The sequence below is a fragment of the Parvibaculum sp. genome, assembly GCF_019635935.1.
Classification (GTDB): domain Bacteria; phylum Pseudomonadota; class Alphaproteobacteria; order Parvibaculales; family Parvibaculaceae; genus Parvibaculum.
Window position 1 is genome coordinate 79,346 of record NZ_JAHBYN010000001.1, and the last position, 21,761, is coordinate 101,106.

The window sequence follows — 21,761 nt, forward strand, 5'->3', positions numbered from 1 at the left end:
AGCTCACGACGCCGCCTCCGGCTCCACATAGCGCGGGAACACGCCCGAGGGCGCCGGCAGCGCCGTCCCGGCCGCAAGCGCGCCCTCCGGTCCCAGCGCGCCGAAGCCGCGCGCTTCCGGCCCGAGCGCCAGCTGGTCGAGAATCTTGATCGAGGCTTCCGGCATCACCGGCTGCACCAGAATGCCGATATGCCGGATCGCCTCGGCCAGCACATAAAGCACCGTCGCCATGCGCGCCGGATCGGTCTTGCGCAAGGTCCAGGGCGCCTGTTCGTCGACATAGCGGTTGGCGTCGCCGCACAACCCCCAGATCGCTTCCAGCCCCTTGTGGAAAGCGAGCACGTCGAATTCGGCCCGCACCCGGTCGAGCATCCCGTGCGCGGTCGCCAGCAGCGCCTTGTCGGCATCGCTGAACGCCCCCGGCGTCGGAACAACGCCACCGCAATTCTTGGCGATCATGCTCAGCACCCGCTGCACCAGATTGCCGAGATCGTTGGCGAGGTCGCCATTGGTCCGGTGCACGATCGATGCATGCGAAAAGTCGCCGTCATTGCCGAACGGCACTTCGCGCAGCAGGAAATAACGCGAGGCGTCGAGACCGTATGTCGTCACCAGATGATCCGGCGCAACGGCGTTGCCGAGCGACTTCGACATCTTCTGGCCCTCGATGGTCCACCAGCCATGTGCGAACACGCGCTTGGGCGTCGGCAGTCCTGCCGCCAGCAGGAAGGCCGGCCAGTAGACCGTGTGGAAGCGCAGAATGTCCTTGCCGATCACATGCAGGTCGGCGGGCCAGTAGCGTTTGTATTGTTCGTTCTCGGTATCGGGATAGCCGACGGCGGTGATGTAGTTGGTCAGCGCGTCGAGCCACACATACATGATGTGATCCTCGTCGCCGGGCACAGGCACGCCCCAGTCGAACGTCGTGCGGCTGATCGAGAGATCCCGCAATCCGCCTTTGACGAAGCTGACGACCTCGTTGCGCCGGCTCGCGGGCGCGATGAAATCGGGATGCGCCGCATAGAATTCGAGCAGCGGCTCCGCCCATGCCGACAGACGGAAAAAATACGACGGCTCCTCCACCCATTCGCATTCGGCGCCCGTCGGCGCGATCTTCTTGCCGTTCGGGCCGGCGGTCAGCTCATCCTCGTCGTAGAAGGCCTCGTCGCGCACCGCGTACCACCCGGCATAGGAACCGAGATAGATATGACCCTTCTCCTCCATGCGCTTCCACAGCGCCTGGCAGGCCGCCGCATGGCGCGGTTCGGTCGTGCGGATGAAATCGTCGGTGGAAAAATTCATCGTCTCGCGGAGATCGAAGAAGTTCTTCGACACGCGGTCGGTGAATTGCTGCGGCGTCACACCCGCCAGCGCCGCCGCCTTTTCGACCTTCTGCCCGTGCTCGTCCGTGCCGGTCAGGAACTTGACGTCGAACCCGTCGAGCCGCTTGAACCGCGCCAGCACATCGCACGCCAGCGTCGTATAGGCGTGCCCGATATGCGGCACGTCATTGACGTAGTAGATCGGCGTCGTGATGTAAAAAGCCTTGGGCGCGCTCATTGTACTCTCGAACCTGCACTTCAGTTTTCTCCACCCTTCCCCTGTGGGAGGGTCAAACGGCTGCAAGCCGTTTGGGGAGGGGTTGCGGAGGGAATCCGGTAATGGACGTTAGCGGATTTGTCGCCGTCCGGCGATCCGCCCTCAAGCGCCCGCGCGTTCGCTCGCGACCGCTTCGAGCATCGAAAAGACGTTGAGAACCGTCAGTTTCCGGTCCGTGTTCAGCGCCTCGCCGCGGGCAATGGATTGGCCGATCTTCTCCCATACCTCGACCCAGCGATCAAGGCTGGCCCCGCCGCGCGCCGGGTCGGTCAGCCGCGCCATCGCCGCGCCCTCGCCCGCCGCGATGTCGGGTCCGGGATCGAGCCCCGCCCCGGCGCGGATCAGGCCTTGCAGCCACAGCGTCAGCAATTCGCCGAGCGTCTCGAAAGCATCGTCCGCGCCGCGCCGCGCCGCCTTGTCGGCCAGCGCATGCACGCCCGCGATGTCGAGCCGCGGCAAGGCGCTGAGCAGCCCCGCCAGCTCCTTGTAGAGCGCGAGCCCGCCTCCCGCCGCGATCGCCAGCGCCCGGCCCGCGCTGCCATCGGCAAGCCGCGCGATCGTCTCGGCCTCGCCGGCTTTCAGTTTCAGCCCGGCATATTTGCTTTTCTCGTGCTCGGCGGCGGCCACGGCCCCCGCTTCGCTCGCCGTCATCGCCGCCACGATCTCCGCCGCGCCGAGCGGCTTCATCGCGAGCGCCCGGCAGCGCGAGCGGATCGTCGGCAACAAGCGTCCCGGCTGGTGCGACAGCACGAGGAACAACCCCTGCGGCGGCGGCTCCTCCAGCGCCTTCAAGAGCGCATTGGCGGCGTTCGGGTTCATGTCGTCGGCAGCGTCGATCACGACGATCCGCCAGCCGCCGGCGCCGCCCGCCGTCATGCCGAAAAAATGTCCGATGCGCCGCACTTCGTCCACCGGCAGCACGGTCTTGAACTTCTTGGTCTTGTCGTCCCAGGGCCGCCGCACGGTCAGGAGATTCGGATGGCTCCCCGCCGCCACCTGATGCGCCGCCGCGCTTTCGGCCGGCACCGCGAGATCGCGCGCGCCCGCCGCCCGGGCCGCCTCCGGCGTCCCGTAATGCAGAATGAACCGCGCGAAGCGATAGGCGAGCGTCGCCTTGCCGATGCCCTTCGGGCCGGTCATCAGCCAGGCATGATGCATCCGCCCGCCCATGAACGCCTCGAACAGCGCCCGTTCGGCCTCCTGATGCCCATAAAGCGCCGTCACCACGCGCGGATGCGCAAACGGTTCCAGCCGGTCGCTCTCGGGTGTGTCTTTCTCAGCCATGCGTCTGTGTTAGCACGGGCAGCGGCCGGGCGGAAAGCGCGGGCTTCTACCGCGCCTCGATCAGCCCGCGTGTTTCGGCGATCTGGCCGTCGGGCCGCGTGACCCGCACCGCGAGCACGTTGACCTGCGCATTAAGATCGTCCGCCAGCGGATCGACGCGTTCATTGTCGATCGCGACCTCGTAATAGAGATGGTTGCCGGTCGCGAGCCCGGTCTTGCCGACATAGCCGATGACGTCGCCCTTCTTGACCCCCGCTCCCGCGCGGACGCCCGGCGCGAAGCCGGAGAGATGCGCATAGAAGGTTTCGACATTCGCGGCATGTTTGATCGTGACGAGCTTGCCGTAATTGCCGCGCCAGCCGGCCATGGTCACGATGCCGTCCTCGGCCGCATAAACGGGCGTGCCCTTCGGCGCCGCCCAGTCGACGCCGCGATGCAGGCGCTTGTCCTTCAGCACCGGGTGAACGCGCCATCCGTACCCGGACGTCATGCGCGCCTTGGCGGTGTCGATCGGATCGCCGAAATGAAGCGCCCGGTCGGGCAGCGACGGGACCGCCGCAACGGGCCGGTCGAGCGGCAGGATATGGTTTGCCGCCACCGGGTCGAGAACGGTCGCAAGATCGACGCCGCGGGCCATCGCTGCGGTCGAGGGAAGAAGCAGGAAGAGCGAAAGGAGGGACGAGAGGAAGAAGGCGGCGCCGGAAAAAACTGGTCGGGCGACCGAATTTGGCTGTCGTCGTTTCACCGGCGATCCTTTTCTTCGTGGCCGGCGCGGTCGCCGGATGTCCATCCGTTTTCAAGTCCGGGGATTTCTATAATTGAAGGCCGCTCCGGGGGCAAACCCGATTAACCTTGCCGGCTGTCCGTGACAGTTTTTTGACAGATCGATGACAGTTCAGCCGAAAAGGCGGGATTCCGCCGTTTTCCAGATCGCAGCGGCGACCGCCTCCTCTGTGCCGCTGGCGTCGATGACGACGCAGCGTTCGGGCTCGTTTTTGGCAATGTTTAGAAAGGCTTGGCGCAGGCGCGCGTGAAATTCGACGCCCATCCGCTCGTAGCGGTCCTCGGCCGAATTGTCCTGCCCCTGCCGCGATCGGGCGCGCGCCAGCCCCTGTTCGACCGGCAGATCGAGGATCAAAGTCAGCGCCGGCATGTCGTCGCCGACAACCAACACCTTGAGTTCATTGACAAATTCGGCCCCGACCGCCGGCCCCTGATAGGCCATGGTCGAATCGACAAAGCGGTCCGAAATCACCCATTCGCCGCGCTCCAGCGCCGGCCGGATGGTCCGTTCCAGATGCTCCGCCCGCGCCGCAAAATGAAGCAAAGCCTCGCTTTTTTGGCTCCAGCGCGTCGTTTCGCCGGTCACCAGCAACTGCCTGATCGCCTCCGCGCCGGGCGCGCCGCCGGGCTCGCGCGTCACGCAAACCGTCTCGCCACGCGCGCGCAATTTCTGCGCAAGCCTTTGAATTTGCGTCGATTTTCCGGCGCCCTCGCCGCCTTCCAGCGTGATGAACCGGGCCCGCGCCAAGGTCAGCTTCCAAAGATGAGATGCGTCAACGCACCGAATGCGCGGCTGAAAATGCCTTGTCTTTCAACGTTTCCGCCTGCCAGCAGCGGATATTCGCGCACCGGCGCGCCCGGTGTTTCGATCTTCAGTACACCGATTTTCTGCCCCGCCGCGACAGGCGCCACCAGCGGCGTTTCATAGGCGACAGTCACTTTCATGTCGCGGCGCTGATCGACGGAAAGGATCACATCGATATCGGAGGCGCTGACCAGCGGCACTTCGCGATAGGTGCCCTGCCACACCGGCGCATTTTCGATCGGCGTTCCGGCGGCGAAAAGCTTGTAGTTCTTGAACGACCGGAAGCCCCAGTCGAGAACGCGCACCGTTTCGTCGGCCCTCGCCCTTTCGCTTTCCATGCCGTTCAGTACAAGGATCAAACGCCTGTCGCCGCGCTTTGCCGACGCCGTCAGGCCATAGCCCGCCGCTTCCGTGTGTCCGGTTTTCAAGCCGTCGACCGACGGATCGAGATAGAGCCCCGGATTGCGGTTGCCCTGCCGGATGCCGTTCCAGGTGAAGTCCCGCTCCTTGAAGATCGGATAGAACTCCGGAAATTCCATGATGATGTGGCGCGCCAGCAGCGCGAGATCGTGGGCCGTCGTCACATGCTCTTCATGCGGCCAACCCGTCGAATTCTTGAAAACCGAATTCTTCAGGCCGATTTCCTTGCCCCGCTCCGTCATACGGATCGCAAAGGCTTCCTCAGATCCGCTCAGCGCTTCTGCAACCACAATGCAGGCATCGTTGCCGGATTGAATGACGATGCTCTTGAGCAACGCGCTGACCGGCACCGAAGAATTGAGTTCGGCGAACATGGTCGAGGAGCCGGATGCGGCGCCGCCCGTGCGCCAGGCATATTCGCTGACGATGAATTCGTCTTCGAGGCTGACGCTGCCCTCGCGAATGGCGCCGAAGAGCACGTCCAGCGTCATCAGCTTGCTCATGCTGGCCGGATACATTGTCTCGTTTTCGTTCTTGCCCCACAGCACTTCGCCGGTCTCGTAGTCCATCAGAACGGCGAATTTGGCTGACGTATCGAAAGCGGCCTGCGCCGCGCGCGGTGCGGCGAACACCGCGCCGAACAGGGCCACGCAAACGAACAGAATGGATGCAGTGCTTTTCATGGTGTCGTCTTGTCCTCTTCGGCGACGAAACATTTGTCGGCCGGAATTTGTGTCGTCTAGTCGACGATGATGCGCGCGCCGTTGTGTCCGCGCTGCATAACGCCTTGCAGCGACGTATCGGCGGCGGAAACGTCGGAAAGCGGCCCGACGCGCACCCGGTAAAACGGCGTGCCGTCGACCGTCGTCGTCTGTATCTCGACCGGCCCAAGGCCCGCGAGTTGCTGGCGTACGGCTTCGGCGTTCTGCAAGTTCTGGAACGACCCGGCTTGCACATAAAGATTGCCGGTCCCGGCGACCGCGACCTGCCGCGTCGCGCCCGGATCGTCGCGAACGGGCTCCATCGTTGCGGCGGGCTCGGATTGCACCGGCGTGACATTCGGTGGCGGCGCGCTCACGGCGCCCGCAGGCGGCGCGAGTTGCGACGCCGAAACGGCGGCGACGGAAGCGACCGGCGCGGCGGTCGCGCGGCGTTCGTCAGGCTGCGTTTCGACTTTCGGCGCAATAAAGGTTTCCGCAACGGCGCGTCCGTCGCCGATGCCGCCATCGAGCGGCGCCCGGCCGATATACTGGACGCGAACTTTCGCCGTGCCCTTCGTCATGAAGCCGAGCTCTTCGGCGGCGCGTTTCGACATATCGATCTCACGGCCGGCGGCAAACGGCCCGCGATCGTTGACGCGGACAATCACCGAACGGCCATTCTCAAGATTTGTGACGCGCGCAATCGTCGGCATTGGCAATGTCGGATGCGCGGCGGTCATTGCGTTCTGGTCGAAGATTTCGCCATTCGCGGTCTGCTTGCCGTGAAACTGCGGCCCGTACCAGGAGGCGATGCCCGTCGCGTCGTATTTATCGTCCTCGCGCGGGTAGTACCAGATACCGGCAATCTGGTAGGGGTTGCCGACCTTGTAGTATCCGCCGCCTGTCTTGAGAGGTCCCGGTGCCGAGGGTTTGCTGGCCGTTCCACAGCCCGCCAGCAGCAAGGCGAACGCCAACGGCGCCAGCAGGGCGAACACCGCGCCGCGGACCCTTTGGGAAGTTCGAACAGGCATTGGAGACCCCTCTCCGAGGCCGCTGCCGCGCACCGTCGGTGGCGAATCACTCCTCGAATGCAATCTTTTTTCTTATAGTGAGCCGGGCTTTCTGCGGCAAGCAGGACCGGATATCCGGCCCGAAATTGCGACCGGCGCCATGCGGTTACATCCTGTATGGTCGAGCCGTCTCCCCCAATGGAAAAGACAAGTGAACGACCTTTCCGGACACCCCGCTCCCACCTCCCTGACCGCCGGTCTGGTCGGCCTGATCCGCGGCAAGCCGGTCACGGCCGCCGATCTCGACGCCGCCGCGCTCTTCACGCTGGATGCCGTCGCCAACAGTCTCGCCGGACGCAACTCGGAACCGGGCCGCGTGTTGATGAACTGGTGGCAGGCGCGCGGCGCCTCCAACGCGGCGCCAGAGCCGGCGCGTCTCGCCTTTTTGATGGGCGCTCTCTGCCACATTCTGGAAACAGACGATCTGCACCGCGAATCCGTCGTCCATCCGGGCTGCGTGGTCGTGCCGGCCGCATGGGCGCTTGCTGGAGCACGCGGTGCGACCGGCCGCGCGTTTCTCGAGGCGGTGCTGCAGGGCTTCGAGGCGGCGACGCGCGTCGGCATGGCGGTCGGGCCCGCGCATTATCGCATCTGGCACAACACCGCGACTTGCGGGCCCTTCGGTGCCGCGATGGCCGCCGCCTCCCTCCTCGGTCTGTCCGACGATGCGGCCGTTCACGCGCTCGGTAATTCGGGTTCCCAATCTTCCGGTCTTTGGCAATTCCTTGAGACCGGCGCGATGACGAAACATCTCCATGCCGGTCACGCGGCGGAGGCCGGCGTCAATGCGGCCGAACTTGCGGCCTTCGGATTTACAGGCCCCCCGCAAATTCTGGAAGGCGAGAAGGGTTTCTTTCGCGCGGCTTGCCCCGACGCCGATCCGGCGGCCGTATTGCGCAAACCCGATGCGCCGTGGCAGCTCGTTCGCACCTCGATCAAGCCCTGGCCATCATGCCGTCACACACATCCGACGATAGACGCAGCGGCCGAACTGCGCGCACGTCTCGCGGCCGACGGCATTGCTGCCGACGCGATCGAGGCGGTCGACGTTTCGACCTACGCTGCGGCGATCGATGTTTGCGACCGGCCGGTCGTGCAAAGCGATTACGAAGCCAAGTTTTCGTTGCAACACACGGCCGCCGCCGCCCTGCTCTTTCCGTTGGTCGATTTTGAGGCATTTGGAGTCGCAGCGAGAGACCGTTGCGCGCCGCTTGCCGCGCGGGTTCGTGTCCATGCGGCCGATCCGTGGGTGTCGGCATACCCGGCGAACTGGGGCGGCCGCGTCCGTGTGCGCCTCACGAACGGCATGGAACTGGCGGCCGACCGAACCGACGCCAAAGGCGACCCCGAGGCGCCGCTCAGCCGCGACGAAATGATCGAGAAGGCCGCAATGCTCCTGCACCACGGCGGCATCGAAAACCCGAAACCGCTGATCGACGCAATCCTCGGCCTCGCCGCAAGTGCCGCCCTGCCGGACCTGACGCTGAACTGAGATCAGCCGGCGGCGTTTTCGACCATTGGCTTGATGAAGCTGAGATAAGCCTGTCCGAAAAATCCGATCAGGAAAGGCATCCATATCCAGGCAGTGCGCCAGCGCAGCTTGCGCTTCGTCTTTTCGGGTTTGGCCCCCAGCGGCGGCGGCGGCGCCACATCCGTTTTAGGCGCTGTCGCGGCGGCTGCTTCGGCGGCCAGCAACTCGCGCGACTCCCGCCGTTCGGCCTGGAACTGCCGGAACATAAAAACGCCGAGCAACATGATGATGCCCAGCGGAATCCACGGCGATGTCAAATCAACCGGCACAACACTACTCCCCCCGAAAGCTACCCTTGGGGCATTCTTGCCCGCTTTTGTCCCATTTTGGCAAGCATTGCCGGGACTTGCAAAAGAGAATTGCCGTTAACCATAAAGGAAGTGCGCGGAACGCCCGGATTGGCGCTCAAAAGGCACAACTTCGAGGTCAGATGGAGTCAATCGGGTCAGGGAACGATTGAGAGAAGTTCGGCGGCGCCGGACGCCTGATTTTTGACGACAACCGGATTGCTTGCATCGCCAAATACAAAGGCACCCGAAATTGCCGCTATATGCCAGCCGTCGAGCGACCAGGAGCGTGTTTCGTCGCTTTGATGAGGCGCACCTGCCGCAAGTTCAAACTTTGGGCTGGTCGCCGAGCGACGGCCCAGATCGATGGCGAGTATCGTCGCGGGATGGGCCTTAGCGTCCGCCGGCGGCACCGCGCCGCTTCCCGGCTCGATCGCATTGTCGATCAGTAGCCGCACGAGTTCGGAATAGCTCAACCGCGCGAGCGCCGATGGCGATGTATCCCGGCCTGCCGGAACGACATATATACGGAACATGTTCCCTTGGGGGTCGGACGCCTTCGCAACCGCGCGCCGAACAAGCACGAAATCGGACCCGACAATGATATCGGCGACCACCGTTGCGATTGCAACGCGGCCGTCCGGGCTGCTGTAGAGCAATTGAACGCCGACTTCGCGATACTGCTCGTTCGCCGTGTCGATCTCCCGGTCGAAGATCAGCGACACGCCGGCACAAAGAAAATCTTCCGGTGCATTCCACTGCGCGGCAAGGTCTCGCGCCTCCCGGTCGACCAGTACGCCGTCCGGCACGACAAGGTCTCCACCGGCCAATTGGCACAGGGCAGGAAGAACGAGAGCCAGGTCCGGCCGCAATTCTGAAAAATCGAACCGTGGCAGCTCCCTTGTGCCGGATTGCGCGATGGCTCGATGGCTTGCCCCGGATATGGCGAGGATCAAGATGGCGGCAATCGCGATGTTCTGTAGACGGTTCATGGCCGCACACCACTGCCTGCAATGCCGGTTCCAAGTTTAGCCTTGTTGGCTACTGAAAAATCGACCACTGCGTTCGTCGCGCCAACCTTGGCATCGACTCCCTTGGCAACGAATCCGGCAACTGCGGAAATTGCTTCTATGTTTTGTCCTCTGAGTGTGTCGGATGCGCCGTAGTAGATGTTGGCTGCCAGTCGCTCTGCCTTCCGTTTTCCCACCTGAGGCGCAAACTTTGCGTAGTTTTCCACCGCCCGATCGGCGATTTTGTCGAGCTCTCCGGTACGCACCGAATCCTTGAATTTTTTACCAGCGATGCCGCCGACCATGCTGCCGAGTTTGTCGGCGACTATCTGCTTCGACGTTGCTGTTGCGGCGGCATCGTACGCCTTGCCAATGTCGCCAGATCCGTAATTCATTTCGGCGGAGAATTCACCGGCAAAGCCGGCGCCATATTCGATTTTGGTCGCTACGCTGTCGATTGCAACGACACTGCCGCACACGGCCGGGCCAAGCATGCAGGCGCCGACAACCACACCGGTTTTGATGCCGCCGATGATCGTGCTTCCATAGTCGATGAAGCCGCTCATCCACCACGAGTTCCACATCTCGTTCTCGGCGCGAATCGGAATGCTTTCGGCCTCGACCAACCTGTGGCGCATTTCGACGACGTTGCGTTCGCCCTCGTCGACGAGTTTCGAAAAGCGGTCGACCTGCTCCTTCATTTCGGCAAGCTTTTGATCGAGAAGTTCGTCGAGAACCTTGTCGCGCGCGCGGCGGCACTGGTAATCGCCCGACGGGCAGTCCGGGGGAAGATTGTCGATGTCATAGACGACGGATGGGGGGCCGGCGTCACCGCCGTCGGTTCCCTTGCCTGTAAGGTCCGCCACGACCGTCTCGGCAGGCGGATCGGAAGGCGCTGGATCGAGCGCCTCGCGCGTCACCGGCGATGGCTCGACGGACTTGTCGGGAATGATCGTCCCCAGCTCGCCGATCGGCCCCGGACCTAGGTCGACCGGGCCTGGAATTTCAACGACGATAGGCCCCGGCGTGTCGGGCACACCGATCCCGCCGTCAGGTGGCATCGGTGGTGCCACCCCCGCACCATCACCCCCGCCTCCCCCGCCGCCGCCGTCGGCCGGAGGTACGAGCGCGGCAACCGGATCAATGGATGGAGGACCGGTGTCAGTGTCATTGCCGAAGCCCGAACCGCCACTGCCGGTGCCCGTATCTGTGACGATCGGTGCGGCCGCGATCTCGCTGCTGCTATTCGAGCCAATCACAAACGCCGCGTATCGCATTTCATCGTCGTTGCGACCGTATTCAACGGTGGTCGTGGCCATTGACGCGGCAACATCGGAAGGCATGCCCAGCGAAACCAGCAGCGCCGCTTCACCGTTCTGGACGACGCGCGTCTCGGCTTTGCCAAGTGCCGTTGCAAAGGCGGCAGCGTCGCACATGCAGGTCTTGGCGTACTCGTCCCGAAAGGCCTGAGCGAGAGCGGAAGGTGCGCTGTCCTGCAAGCGGTCGACGGTGGCAGCGAGCGCCGGGCCGCTGGTTTGCAGCATCGCGTCGATCGCCGCAATCTGCTCCCGTGTCGCGCCTTCGGCCAGCGCCTGTCGCTTTATCGCGCCGACAAGTTCGGCGCCGCTGAGGCCGCTGCCTGAAGCGAGGTCGAGCCCCATTTCCCTGAACAACGCGATCAGTTCGGCATCGGATAGCGTACCGAAATCGCGCCATGAATTGACCTTGTCCGCGAGTGCACTCTGCGCCGGATAGCCCGGCACCACGGCCACGCGCGATGCCGACGACGCAACCGGCGACGATCGTTGCATCTGCTGTTGAATGATTTGCTGTTGCACGGCCGCAGGCGGCTGAACGGGTGGCGTCGGCGGGCGAGGACCCGGCCCGTGATGGTGCTGGGCGAGCGCGATCGCCGGCGCCATTACAACAAGCGCTGCGACCGCAAGCAAAGCTCCGCGTACCTGAACCAGCATGGAGATCTCCCGGACCGAACGCGCACAGCGCGAATGCGGACTGTCACCGTTCCAATGATTGACAGAAACCTTGCGCCAACCCGAGACTGCATTGGTGCTAGGCCGTTCGTTATATGTCGAAAGACATATGACCAATGCGTAATTGCATTCGCTTGTCGTCGGGGCATAAAGGGACCGAGTTTGCGGAATGGCGCCAGAATCGGGCGCGGCAACATTGATTTGCAGGAGCTGGGGGATGACGGGACTGAACCGAACGATATTCAAGGCTGGCGCACTCGTCGCGTTGGGAATGACCATGGCCGGTGCGGCAGCGGCGGCTCCTCAACACGGTGTCACCGCAGCCACGCCGACCCAGGACGCGGTGGGCTCCAAGCTTCAGCTTGTTCAACAGCAACAGCGCGACCAGACGCTGCGCGGCTTCTTCGATCGGCTCAACCTGCGCCGCAGCGGTCGCGGCGCGTCGGGGACGGCCGATATCGGCAATACGGGTCTGTCGGCCGGCGACGCGGCGCTGACCCAGGCGCTCAGCGTCTGGCTTTCGGCCAATTACAACAACGCCGAGAACGATTTCCCCGGCATCGCCTATGACGCCGATACCTATGGCGTTTCCCTCGGCCTCGACTACACGGTCAGCAGCACGGTCAATGTCGGCGCGTTCGTCTCCTATTCGAACACAGATACGACGACGCCGTTCAACGGCGGCGGTTCGGACACCGACAGCTTCACGGTCGGACCCTACATTTCGGTGGCGCTCACCGATATCGTTTCGGTCGACGCCAGCGTTGGCTACACCTTCAGCAAAATTGACAACCGCCGCGTCGCCGGCGGCTTGCTCATCACCGGCGAGCAGGACGCATCGACATGGTTCGGCGCGGTCAATCTCTCGGCGACCAAGTGGCTGGACAACAATATCGGCCTGACCGGCCGGGTCGGTTACAGCTATTCCGCCAGCACGAACGACGCCTATATCGACAGCACGGCCACGCCGGTCGCGAAATCGGAATCGGACCTCGGTCAGTTGCAGGTCGCGGGCCGCGTCAGCTACTACACCGAAAGCGTGATGCCCTATATCGGCCTCACCTATGTGCATGACGTGGAGCGCGAACGCATCATCGCCGCGCCGCTGCCCTCCGACGACCGCGACGAGTTCATTCTCAATGCCGGCCTGAGCTTCTTCGGAACCGGCGCAATGTCGGGCGGCCTCGACCTCAGCTACAATTTCAACCGCGACGACACCGACGGCTTCGGCGTCGGCGCCAACCTCAGCTTCAAGTTCTGATCCACTGAGGCTACGATTTTGACGGAAAGACCCGCGCTCCCGGCGCGGGTCTTTTCACTTTTCAGGCCATTTTCCGGTCGTCCATCTTCCCGGTTGAGTCAAATCCCCACAAAGGCTAACCAGTGGGACCGGATGGGTGGCCGAGTGGTTTAAGGCACCGGTCTTGAAAACCGGCGTGGGTGCAAGCCCACCGTGGGTTCGAATCCCACCCCATCCGCCAGCCGACTCCTATCTCAAGCCACAGATCCCGCCGCCTTTGTGTCTGCCCTGGCCTTCGCGGCTTTCGGCGTGGACTGCTTGCGGCGCGGTCCCGTTGCCGCTTTCACTTTTGCCTTCGGCTTGGCATTGATCGTTTCGATGCCGCTTGCCGACGCCTCGGCGAGCATCGCCTCCTTCATTTCGTCGAAGGACTCCTGGATGCAGGCGGCGTAGAAATCCGGGTCGGGCATCATTTCGCGGCAGGACGTGAACGACACGGTGATCTGGCCGCAATAGCTGAAGACGGGATGGATGATGCCCATACCGTCGAGGATCGGCGCAAGACCGTAATGCGTCACCATGCGCGAGCCCGTCATGTAGAGCGGAATCTGCGGGCCGGGCACATTGGTAATAACGGTGTTGAAGAACGGCCGGATGCGGTTGGCAATACCGAGATTGGAGTATAGCCGCGCCGCAAGCCCGGACAGCGTCGACGGAATGAACTGCGAATAGTCCGACAAAGTCTTGGCGCCGATGGCGTTGGTCAGTTCCTTGGAGCTCTTGGTCGCCTGGAACACCGCCCGCAGCCGCTCGGCCGGATCGGCGATATCGGTGCGGATCGACAGCATCATGCCGCTGACGAGATTGCCGGCTGCCTTCTTCTTGTCGTCAGAGCGAACCGAAATCGGCGCCATGGCGATCAGCGACTCTTTCGGCAACTCGCCTTTCGCTTCAAGATATTTGCGCATCGCGCCGCCGACAACGGCAACGATCACGTCGTTGACCGTCGCGCCCTCGATGGCGCTCTTCATCGCCCGAATGTCGCTGAGCGAAAACGAACGTCCGTCAAAGACGCGATGTGGCGAGATGCTGGCGTTGAAGCGTGTGCGCGGCACGGGCCCCGCCGTTTTGAGCTTGCCCGCCGTGAGGCCGATGCCGACCTTCGCGAGCGCCGGCACCGATGAGGCCACCACGCCCGCCAGTTTGAACGGCTGGCGCAGATTATTGATATAAGTGCGCGACAGCAGCTCGAGCACATTGGGGTCGCGTTCCGGCACCCAGGGCTTTTCGGGCGGCGCGGGCCGGGCGTCCGGCGCGATGTCGTGAATGGCCGCAACGATTTCGGCGCCCGACACACCGTCGATCGCAGCGTGATGAATTTTCGACATGATGCCGAAACTTCCCGGCGGCAGCCCCTCCACCTGATCGAGCCCCTCGATCACGGTGAACTCCCAGAGCGGCCGCGATATATCGAGCGGACGCGCATGAAGCCGCGCCACCTGGATGCAGAGCTGGCGCCAGTTGCCGGGTTTCGGCAGCGCAATGTGCCGGACGTGGAATTCAATGTCGAAATTCGGATCTTCGATCCAGTAGGGATGGTCGAGGTTCATCGGCACATGGACGACGCGCTGGCGGAAAGACCGCGCAAGATGCAACCGCGTCTCGTAATTCTCCAGGATTCGCTTGAACCCCAGAACGCCGCCTTCGACGGTCGATTGATCGTAGATCGTCAATCCGCCGATATGCATTGGCGCATTCGCCGTCTCGAAATAGAGAAACGACGCATCCATCGGACTAAGCTGGTCCATATCCCCTCCTCCCGTGAAGCGCGCCGGTTTTATTCCGGTTGGCCCATGGTGCGGGCTTGCGCTTTGTCCTCATGTCGAATGCGCTGCTTCCTCTCCCCCGAGCGGAAACAGCGAACCGTTTCAGGCCGCCGGATAACCGAGCCGGAACGGCCCTCGCCGTGCGAACGGCCGGAAAGAACTCTCCTTCTGCGCCAGCCGGTCGGCGACGGCCCAAAGCACCGCCGGATTGACGCCGAGGCCGCAATGGCTGCCGAGAACTTCGATATTTTCGGCCTGCCGGCCCTCGCGCAGCATGCAGGTGCGCCAGTTGACGACACCGTCCGTCTTTGTGTAGATCGCGGTCGTCGGCATGTCGAGATCGCTCTGTATACGAACAAGTTCGGATTCGGCGATGTCGTCGATGGCCTCGCCACCGAGTTTTTCATAGAGCTTGCTGGCATGCGTCGCCCGGACATCTATTGCAAAGGGGCTTCCCAGCGAGACAACCGACCGGATCGCTTCGGGCATTGTCAGCGCGACATCGCGCGCATAGATGCCGCCAAGGCTCCACCCGATCAGGCTGACCTTGCGGCCGGTCTTCTTGTGCAGGGTCTCGATCTGCTCATAGAGCCGGTGACGCCGCGCCATCATGCTGCCGATATTGCGGCCGAGCCCCCAGCCCTGCGTCTCATAGCCGAGCCTGTCGAGATAGGCGCGCAACATCTTGGTGGACCCGTCCGACGCCAGAAAACCCGGCATCACCAATACAGGGTGCCCGTCGCCGCGAGGTGCCGTCATCAGCAGCGGCACTGAAGCAAGGCCGAGACCCAACTCGAAGAGCGCGCGTGGTTCAGCGAGCATCAGAAGCCGCGACGGCGGCCGAAGCCTCTTCTCGACGTTTCGTCCGATGCCGGGCGCGCCGGCGTCAGCGATTGCAGCCATTCGGTAATCCCTTCCGGAAACTGGAACGTTCCGTTCGTTCGAATGCGATGTATCTGGAACTGTCCCGCTCTCGCTCTCAAGAATCCGGCAGGTTTCCCATGCGGAAAGGCTACGCGCCAATCCGGCGCCATTCAAGCCGGATAGGCGGGATGCGATCCAGACCGAAAACCTTGAGTTTACCGGGGTTTAGTGGCGTGAGCTCAGCGACCGATCTTGAACGTGGCGCTGCCCTTGGCGACAAGTTCGCCAGTCTCGTCCCTCAGTTCGGCCTCCGCGAATGCGATCGACTTGCCGCGATGGCGAACCCAACCTTCGCCGGTGAGCGTGCCCTTGTCGGCGCGGCCGACGAAGCTGGTTTTGAGTTCGAGGGTGACCTGGGGTGTGCCGGGCTGTTCGTGCGTGAGGCGCACGGCATGGCCGCAAAGCCCATCGAGCATCGCCGACAGGAAGCCGCCGAAAATACGCCCGCCGCGGTTGACGAAGCCATCGCCGGCGACGAAGGACGCGCGGATATAGCCACGCTCCCGATCCGTCTCCAGAACCTTCTTGCCCAAAGTGACGGCCGCCGGCGATTCCCAATCGTCATCCAGCGGCGGCATGTCTGTCTTGCTGTGGCTCAAACTTGTCTACTCCCGGCGTTGCGCGCCGGGGCATACTGCCTCAGGAAGTCGACCCTGCAAATGGCGGCGAGAAGGTCCGCTTGAAATCCTCCTTGCACGCGACATGCGCTTCCGACAGCAGGGCATGACCTTTTGCGGAACATGCCTTGTCGGCGCGGTACTCGGCGACGCCCTTGTTGGTGCAGGCCCGGAGATCGGGCTCCCAAAGGAAGATGCAGACCATCGGAATGAAGCGCTCCTGGCACTCCAGCTCGGTGATGAGGCGCTTTTCTTCAGCTGTGCGGCGGCCCCACCAGGCAGCGGTGTTCTGGGCGCGGCTGTCATCTGAGTCGATGCAGTCCGGCACCGGTTGAGCTTGCGCAGGCTCAGGCGTGACGAAAAGCGTGAATGTCACGGCAATGCCAAGCGCCAGGCAAATCTGTACGAGATACTTCACAGCGGTTCCTCCCACGGTACCCCCCCAACTAGTAAGCTGCGTTTACTAGCTTGGCAGATTTGGCGGCTTCCGCAAGTTGATTTCCAGTAATGAAACCGGCCTCCGCTTCAGAAGGCCGGTTTCGCTGCAAAACGGACCGTCAGGCGCTGGCAACAGCGGAAGGCCGGGCCTTCATACGCTCGAACCAGGCGGTCACATTCTTGAACTCGGGGTTGATCGGCTGGCCGACAACGGCGCCGAAATCGAGAAACCCGAACAGCAGGATGTCCGCCATCGTCAACCGCTTGCCGGCCAGGAATTCGCGGCCCGCCATCAGCTTGTCGAGCCAGGCGAGCTTGTCCTGCGCGATGGCCTTCAGGCCGTCGGCCGCTTCAGGGAGGCAGCGCATGCGGTTCTGGAAAAGCGGCAGGCCTTCCGAAAAACGAAAGCCGTTGGCCATCGGCTCGCAGATATTGAGGTCGACGCGGCGCGTCCACATCCGCGTTTCGGCGCGTTCCTCCGGCGTCGTGCCGATCAGCGAACCGCCCGGAAATTTTTCGTCGAGATATTCGCAGATCGCGGTGATTTCGGCGAGCACGGTACCGTCGTCAAGCTCCAGCGCAGGCGACTGGCCGGACGGGTTCTTCGCCAGATAAGGCTCTTTACGGTTCTCGCCGGCCATCAAATCGACTTCGACGAAAGGCAGCTCAATGCCTTTCTCCTGCATGAACATTTTGACGACGCGCGGGTTTGGCCCGATCGAATTGTAGAATTTCATGGATGGCTCCCTGTGGTTCCGGTCTCTTGAATGCCGGTATGGTTCCATGATTAGCCGAATGATGCAGACCGCGCCACCGTTCAGGCTTTTCGACTTGGCGCGTGGGCGCGGGGTGATTATGTAGGTCGTCCGGCGCGCTTTCCGCGCGTTGGATGCGGGAGGCCAATCATGAGCGCGCAAAGCGCCGAACCGACAGGCCCGGGACCGGGCCTTTTTTATGGCTGGTATGTCGTCATTGCCGTTCTGGTCATCATGACCACGACGGCGGGCCTCGGCTTTTACAATCTGTCCGTCTATCTCAAGGCCTTCGTGCTGCAGGGCGGATTTTCGGTTTCCGCAACGTCAGCGGCTACCGCGTGCTTTTTCGTCGCGTCGGGCCTCGCCGGCCTCGGCGTTGCCGCATTGATCGAACGCCACGATCCGCGCTGGGTCATCACCGGCGGCGCGCTGATCGCTGCGCTTGCCATTCTGGGCGCCGGCTATGTCACTGAGCTTTGGCAGCTATATGCCTTCTACGTTCTGTTCGGCATCGGTTACGCCGGCGCGGCGCTGATCCCCGGCACGACGCTTGTCGCGCGCTGGTTTGCGCGCCAGCGCTCGGTGGCTCTGTCCTATGCGTCCACCGGCCTGTCGCTCGGAGGCATCGTCTTGACGCCCGTATCGGCTCTGTTGATCGAACGTCTGGGGCTCGGCGGTGCGGCGCCCTGGCTGGCGCTGATATTTATTCTCGGTGTCGTGCCCGTCGCATGGCTGCTGATCCGTCCCTCGCCACAATCGATCGGGCTCGGCCCGGACGGCGATCCGATCGCGCGCGATGCAAGCGGCGCGCCTTTGCCGGCCGACGGCATCCCGTTCGAGCAAGCTGTGCGCAGCCGGTTCTTCATTCTGATGACGACCGCGTATGTCTTCGCGATGATGGCGCAGGTCGGCGTTATCGCGCATCAGTACAGCCTGATCTTCTTTCGCACCGACAATAGTGGCACCGCGCGGCTTGCCGTCGCCACCATGGCGGCCGCAAGCATTATTGGCCGGCTGATCGGCGGACAGGCGCTGCGATGGATCCCGTCGCGCGGATTCGTTCTGGGGCTCACCATCGCGCAAGGAGCCGCCCTCGCCTTCTACGCCTTTGCCGAGACGACGCCGGCCCTGCTTGCAACGACGATTATCTTTGGGCTGACGGTCGGCAATCTGTTGATGATGCAGCCGCTGATGGTTGCGGAAGCCTTCGGCCTCAAGGCTTATGGCCGCATCTATTCTCTGACACAACTCTGCATGACAGCCGGTGTTGCGACGGGTCCGGCCGCCATCGGTTTCCTCTATCAGGGTCTCGGCGGATATGAGGTTGCGTTCCTTGCAATGGCGCTCGCATCGTTCCTCGCCTTTCTTCTGATCCTTGCCGCCGGTCCGGTTAGGGCGCTCATTGAAGGAAAAGCTCATGCGTGAATTCGGTCCCGGTGTCGTTCTCGACAATCCGGCCTTCATCCACGAAACGGCGCTCATCTACGGCAAGGTCTTTGTCGGTGACGGCGCCTCGCTCTGGCCCTATGTCGTCATTCGCAGCGAGATGCATGAGGTACGGATCGGACGGCGAAGCAACATCCAGGATTTCGTGATGATCCATGTAGGCAACGAAACGCCGACGATCATTGGCGACAACTGTTCGATCACGCATCACTGCACGATCCACGGCGCCGAGATTGGCGACAATTGCCTGATCGGCATCAACGCCACGATCATGGACGGCGCGAAGATCGGTCGGAACTCCATCGTCGCGGGCCATTCGATCGTCACGGAGGGCGCCGTCATTCCCGAAAACTCGATCGTTGCCGGGTCTCCCGCAAAGGTCATCAAGACCCGCGACAACGGCGCCGCAAATACAATGAATGCCCGCTTCTACTACGAAAACGCGCTGGCCTATGCGCGCGGCGACCATCGCGTCACCGAACGCGAGTCCTTCAGGAATGCCATGGCCGAAGAAATGCGCGCCTTGTCCGCCGCAAAATGAGATTCCGCTTGGGCGAACTGACCGGAACCTCTATTTAGGTCAGACCAAGTCATTCGCCTATCGGCCTTGCCGGAGTTCGACATTATGAGTGCTGGCCCCGCGCCAGATGAGCCGCGCACGCCCCGGCGTGCGGGACTGTTTTACGGCTGGTACATCGTCGGCGCGGTCTTCATCGTGCACACGGTGTCCTGTGGGCTGATCTTCTACAACCTGTCGATCTTCCTGGAAGCTTTCGTCACGGGCGGCGGCTTCTCGGTGTCCGCTGCGTCGAACGCCACCGCGATCTTCTTTATCTCTTCGGGCATAGCGGGTCTCGGCGTTGGCTGGTTGCTCGACCGCTACGATCCGCGCTGGGTGATCACCAGTGGCGCAGTCCTTTCGGCTCTGGTCCTGGCGGGCGCCGGTCATGTTACGGAACTCTGGCAGCTCTACGGTTTCTATATTCTGTTCGGCATCGGCAACGCGGCCGTCGCCGTCATCCCCGGCATGACGATTGTCGCGCGCTGGTTCACGCGGCAGCGCTCGAAGGCGATTGCCTATGCCTCGACCGGCCTGTCGATGGGCGGCATCGTCTTCACGCCGATCTCGGCGAGCCTGGTCGGCACGCTCGGTCTCGGCGAGGCTGCTTACTGGCTGGCGCTGATGATGGTGCTCGGTGTCATACCGGTGACGCTGGCGGTGTTGCGGCGCAGCCCCGAAGCAATCGGCCTTTCGCCGGACGGCGATCCGCCCCGCCGCGCGGCCGATGGCAGTCTTCTGCCACCGGACGGCATCGGATTTGCCGAAGCGCTTCGCAGCCGCTTTTTCATTTTGTGCACGGCCGCCTTCGTCTTCGCTATGATGGCGCAGGTTGGAAGCCTTGCGCATCAGTTCCGTCTTGTGCTGACGCGAACAGGCGATACGTCGACCGCGGCGCTCGCCGTTTCGATCATGGCGGCTGCGAGCATCGCCGGACGCTTGATCGGCGGCTGGCTGTTGTCGCGGATTTCGTCGCGCACCTATCTCTTCGGCATCTTTGTACTGCAAGGCCTGTCATTTGCGGCATTTGCCTTTGCCAATTCAGTGGCGGCGCTGCTGATTGCCTCGGTCATGTTCGGCGCGACGGTCGGCAACATGCAGATGATGCAGCCGCTGATCATGGCCGAAGCTTTCGGACTGAAGGCCTATGCGCGTATTCTCTCCGTCTCGCAGATGGTTACGACCTGCGCCAACGCGGCGGGTCCGGCGCTGCTTGGATTTCTCTATGTCGCGGCGGGCGGCTACGAGACCGCCTATCTTGCGATCACATTGTCGCCGATGCTCGGTTTTGCCTGCCTTTTGGCCGCAGGACCGGTGCGGGCTTTGATCGAGGCTGAGAAGAAGGCTGTATTATCTTGAAAGCATTGATGGATTCGCACTAGACCTCCAGTTAGGCTGATGTGCGACCCCCTTCTGTCACGGAACTGTCATGAAACTGCCATCGAACTTTTACAAACCGCTCGCCATCGGCGCGCCGGCCCCCTATCGCGGGCTGCCGGTGGCACTCGAGCGGATGATACATTTCTTTCCGGGGCACAACGAAAAGCTCCGTGCACGGATCGGTGAGATCATCCCGCAGGTCGACGTGCTGCTCGGCAATCTGGAAGACGCCATTCCGGCGGACGCCAAGGAGGCGGCGCGCAAGGGCGTGATCGAGGTCGGCAAGGCCCATGAATTCGGATCGACGGGTTTCTGGACCCGCATCAATCCGCTGAACAGCCCCTGGGTGCTCGACGACATCACCGAGCTTGTCGGAGAGATCGGCGACAAGCTCGACGTCATCATGCTGCCCAAGGTCGAAGGCGCCTGGGACATCCACTATCTCGACCAGCTGCTGGCTCAGCTTGAGGCGAAGCACGGGCTAAAGAAGCCACTTCTCATCCATGCGATCCTCGAAACCGCCCAAGGCGTTAAAAACGTTGAGGAAATTGCCTGCGCCAGCCCGCGCATGCATGGCATGAGCCTCGGCCCGGCCGACCTCGCCGCCTCGCGCCGCATGAAGACGACGCGCGTCGGCGGCGGACATCCCTTCTATCGGGTGCTGGAAGACCCGAAGGACGATGGAAGCCCGCGCGTGGCCGCGCAGCAGGACCTCTGGCACTACACATTCGCCAAGATGGTCGACGCCTGTGTCGCCAATGACATTCGGCCCTTCTACGGCCCCTTTGGCGACATCCAGGACGCGGATGCCTGTGAGCAGCAGTTCCGCAATGCATTCCTGATGGGTTGCGTCGGCGCCTGGTCGCTGCATCCGGGCCAGATCGCCATCGCAAAGCGCGTGTTCAGCCCCGACCCGGCCGAAGTGCTCTTTGCCAAGCGCATCCTCGAATCGATGCCGGACGGCACCGGCGTTGCGATGATCGACGGCAAGATGCAGGACGACGCGACCTGGAAACAGGCCAAGGTCATCGTCGATCTGGCCAGGAAAGTCGCGGCCAAAGACCCCGACCTCGCCAAGGCCTACGAACTCTGAGC

20 protein-coding genes and 1 tRNA gene are annotated in these 21,761 nt (G+C 62.9%); 7 read left to right on the forward strand and 14 right to left on the reverse strand.

Annotation, left to right across the window (positions count from 1 at the left end; genetic code table 11):
- Positions 1-3 precede the first annotated feature (3 nt).
- From metG to KF719_RS00485, 6 genes are all read right to left on the reverse strand, one after another.
- Positions 4-1,584, reverse strand: coding sequence for a methionine--tRNA ligase (gene metG / locus KF719_RS00460; RefSeq protein WP_293510536.1), 1,581 nt, complete (start codon positions 1,582-1,584; stop codon positions 4-6).
- 117 nt (positions 1,585-1,701) lie between these two features.
- On the reverse strand, positions 1,702-2,883 hold the full coding sequence (locus KF719_RS00465; protein ID WP_293506173.1) for a DNA polymerase III subunit delta': 1,182 nt from the start codon (positions 2,881-2,883) through the stop codon (positions 1,702-1,704).
- 46 nt (positions 2,884-2,929) lie between these two features.
- A complete protein-coding gene (locus KF719_RS00470) occupies positions 2,930-3,628 on the reverse strand; it encodes a M23 family metallopeptidase (RefSeq protein WP_293506175.1) in 699 nt (232 codons plus the stop codon).
- Positions 3,629-3,778: 150 nt separating this feature from the next.
- A complete protein-coding gene (gene tmk / locus KF719_RS00475; protein WP_293506177.1) occupies positions 3,779-4,414 on the reverse strand; it encodes a dTMP kinase in 636 nt (211 codons plus the stop codon).
- Between the two features lie 2 nt (positions 4,415-4,416).
- Positions 4,417-5,574 (reverse strand): D-alanyl-D-alanine carboxypeptidase family protein, encoded by a 1,158-nt coding sequence (locus tag KF719_RS00480; RefSeq protein WP_293506179.1) that lies wholly within the window; start codon positions 5,572-5,574, stop codon positions 4,417-4,419.
- Between the two features lie 56 nt (positions 5,575-5,630).
- Positions 5,631-6,623: a septal ring lytic transglycosylase RlpA family protein gene (locus KF719_RS00485; RefSeq protein ID WP_293506181.1), complete on the reverse strand. Its 993-nt coding sequence runs from the start codon at positions 6,621-6,623 to the stop codon at positions 5,631-5,633.
- Positions 6,624-6,813: 190 nt separating this feature from the next.
- Here KF719_RS00485 and KF719_RS00490 point away from each other — a divergent pair, with 190 nt between their 5' ends.
- Entirely contained in the window at positions 6,814-8,154 is a 1,341-nt protein-coding gene (locus tag KF719_RS00490; RefSeq protein WP_293506183.1) for an MmgE/PrpD family protein, read from the forward strand.
- 2 nt (positions 8,155-8,156) lie between these two features.
- On the opposite strand, the gene KF719_RS00495 is transcribed toward KF719_RS00490, so the two are convergent.
- The 3 genes from KF719_RS00495 to KF719_RS00505 form a co-directional block, all read right to left on the reverse strand.
- Positions 8,157-8,462 (reverse strand): hypothetical protein, encoded by a 306-nt coding sequence (locus KF719_RS00495; protein WP_293506185.1) that lies wholly within the window; start codon positions 8,460-8,462, stop codon positions 8,157-8,159.
- Positions 8,463-8,638: 176 nt separating this feature from the next.
- A complete protein-coding gene (locus KF719_RS00500; protein WP_293506187.1) occupies positions 8,639-9,436 on the reverse strand; it encodes a hypothetical protein in 798 nt (265 codons plus the stop codon).
- Between the two features lie 32 nt (positions 9,437-9,468).
- A complete protein-coding gene (locus tag KF719_RS00505; protein ID WP_293506189.1) occupies positions 9,469-11,463 on the reverse strand; it encodes a hypothetical protein in 1,995 nt (664 codons plus the stop codon).
- A 235-nt stretch (positions 11,464-11,698) separates the two neighbouring features.
- Between KF719_RS00505 and KF719_RS00510 the strand changes: the two genes are divergently transcribed.
- A complete protein-coding gene (locus tag KF719_RS00510; protein WP_293506191.1) occupies positions 11,699-12,742 on the forward strand; it encodes an autotransporter outer membrane beta-barrel domain-containing protein in 1,044 nt (347 codons plus the stop codon).
- 130 nt (positions 12,743-12,872) lie between these two features.
- Positions 12,873-12,962: transfer RNA gene (locus tag KF719_RS00515), tRNA-Ser, on the forward strand.
- Positions 12,963-12,975: 13 nt separating this feature from the next.
- On the opposite strand, the gene KF719_RS00520 is transcribed toward KF719_RS00515, so the two are convergent.
- From KF719_RS00520 to KF719_RS00540, 5 genes are all read right to left on the reverse strand, one after another.
- The gene (locus tag KF719_RS00520; protein WP_293506193.1) at positions 12,976-14,529 is read right to left on the reverse strand and encodes a wax ester/triacylglycerol synthase family O-acyltransferase; all 1,554 of its coding nucleotides are present in this window, start codon (positions 14,527-14,529) and stop codon (positions 12,976-12,978) included.
- A gap of 120 nt (positions 14,530-14,649) precedes the next feature.
- Entirely contained in the window at positions 14,650-15,450 is an 801-nt protein-coding gene (locus tag KF719_RS00525; protein ID WP_293506195.1) for an alpha/beta hydrolase, read from the reverse strand.
- A gap of 200 nt (positions 15,451-15,650) precedes the next feature.
- A complete protein-coding gene (locus tag KF719_RS00530) occupies positions 15,651-16,070 on the reverse strand; it encodes a PaaI family thioesterase (protein ID WP_293506197.1) in 420 nt (139 codons plus the stop codon).
- A 40-nt stretch (positions 16,071-16,110) separates the two neighbouring features.
- The gene (locus tag KF719_RS00535) at positions 16,111-16,506 is read right to left on the reverse strand and encodes a hypothetical protein (RefSeq protein ID WP_293506199.1); all 396 of its coding nucleotides are present in this window, start codon (positions 16,504-16,506) and stop codon (positions 16,111-16,113) included.
- Between the two features lie 139 nt (positions 16,507-16,645).
- Positions 16,646-17,263, reverse strand: coding sequence for a glutathione S-transferase family protein (locus tag KF719_RS00540; RefSeq protein WP_293506200.1), 618 nt, complete (start codon positions 17,261-17,263; stop codon positions 16,646-16,648).
- A 168-nt stretch (positions 17,264-17,431) separates the two neighbouring features.
- On the opposite strand from KF719_RS00540, the gene KF719_RS00545 reads away from it, so the two are divergent.
- The 4 genes from KF719_RS00545 to KF719_RS00560 all read left to right on the forward strand — a co-directional run bounded on the left by KF719_RS00545 (position 17,432) and on the right by KF719_RS00560 (position 21,759).
- Positions 17,432-18,706 (forward strand): MFS transporter, encoded by a 1,275-nt coding sequence (locus KF719_RS00545; protein WP_293506202.1) that lies wholly within the window; start codon positions 17,432-17,434, stop codon positions 18,704-18,706.
- Positions 18,699-19,268 carry a gamma carbonic anhydrase family protein gene (locus tag KF719_RS00550; protein WP_293506204.1) on the forward strand — a complete coding sequence of 190 codons (570 nt, stop codon included), beginning with the start codon at positions 18,699-18,701 and terminating at the stop codon, positions 19,266-19,268. The genes KF719_RS00545 and KF719_RS00550 overlap by 8 nt, the downstream gene beginning before the upstream one ends.
- A gap of 84 nt (positions 19,269-19,352) precedes the next feature.
- A complete protein-coding gene (locus KF719_RS00555; protein ID WP_293506206.1) occupies positions 19,353-20,645 on the forward strand; it encodes an MFS transporter in 1,293 nt (430 codons plus the stop codon).
- A gap of 70 nt (positions 20,646-20,715) precedes the next feature.
- Positions 20,716-21,759, forward strand: coding sequence for a CoA ester lyase (locus KF719_RS00560; protein ID WP_293506208.1), 1,044 nt, complete (start codon positions 20,716-20,718; stop codon positions 21,757-21,759).
- Positions 21,760-21,761 lie beyond the last annotated feature (2 nt).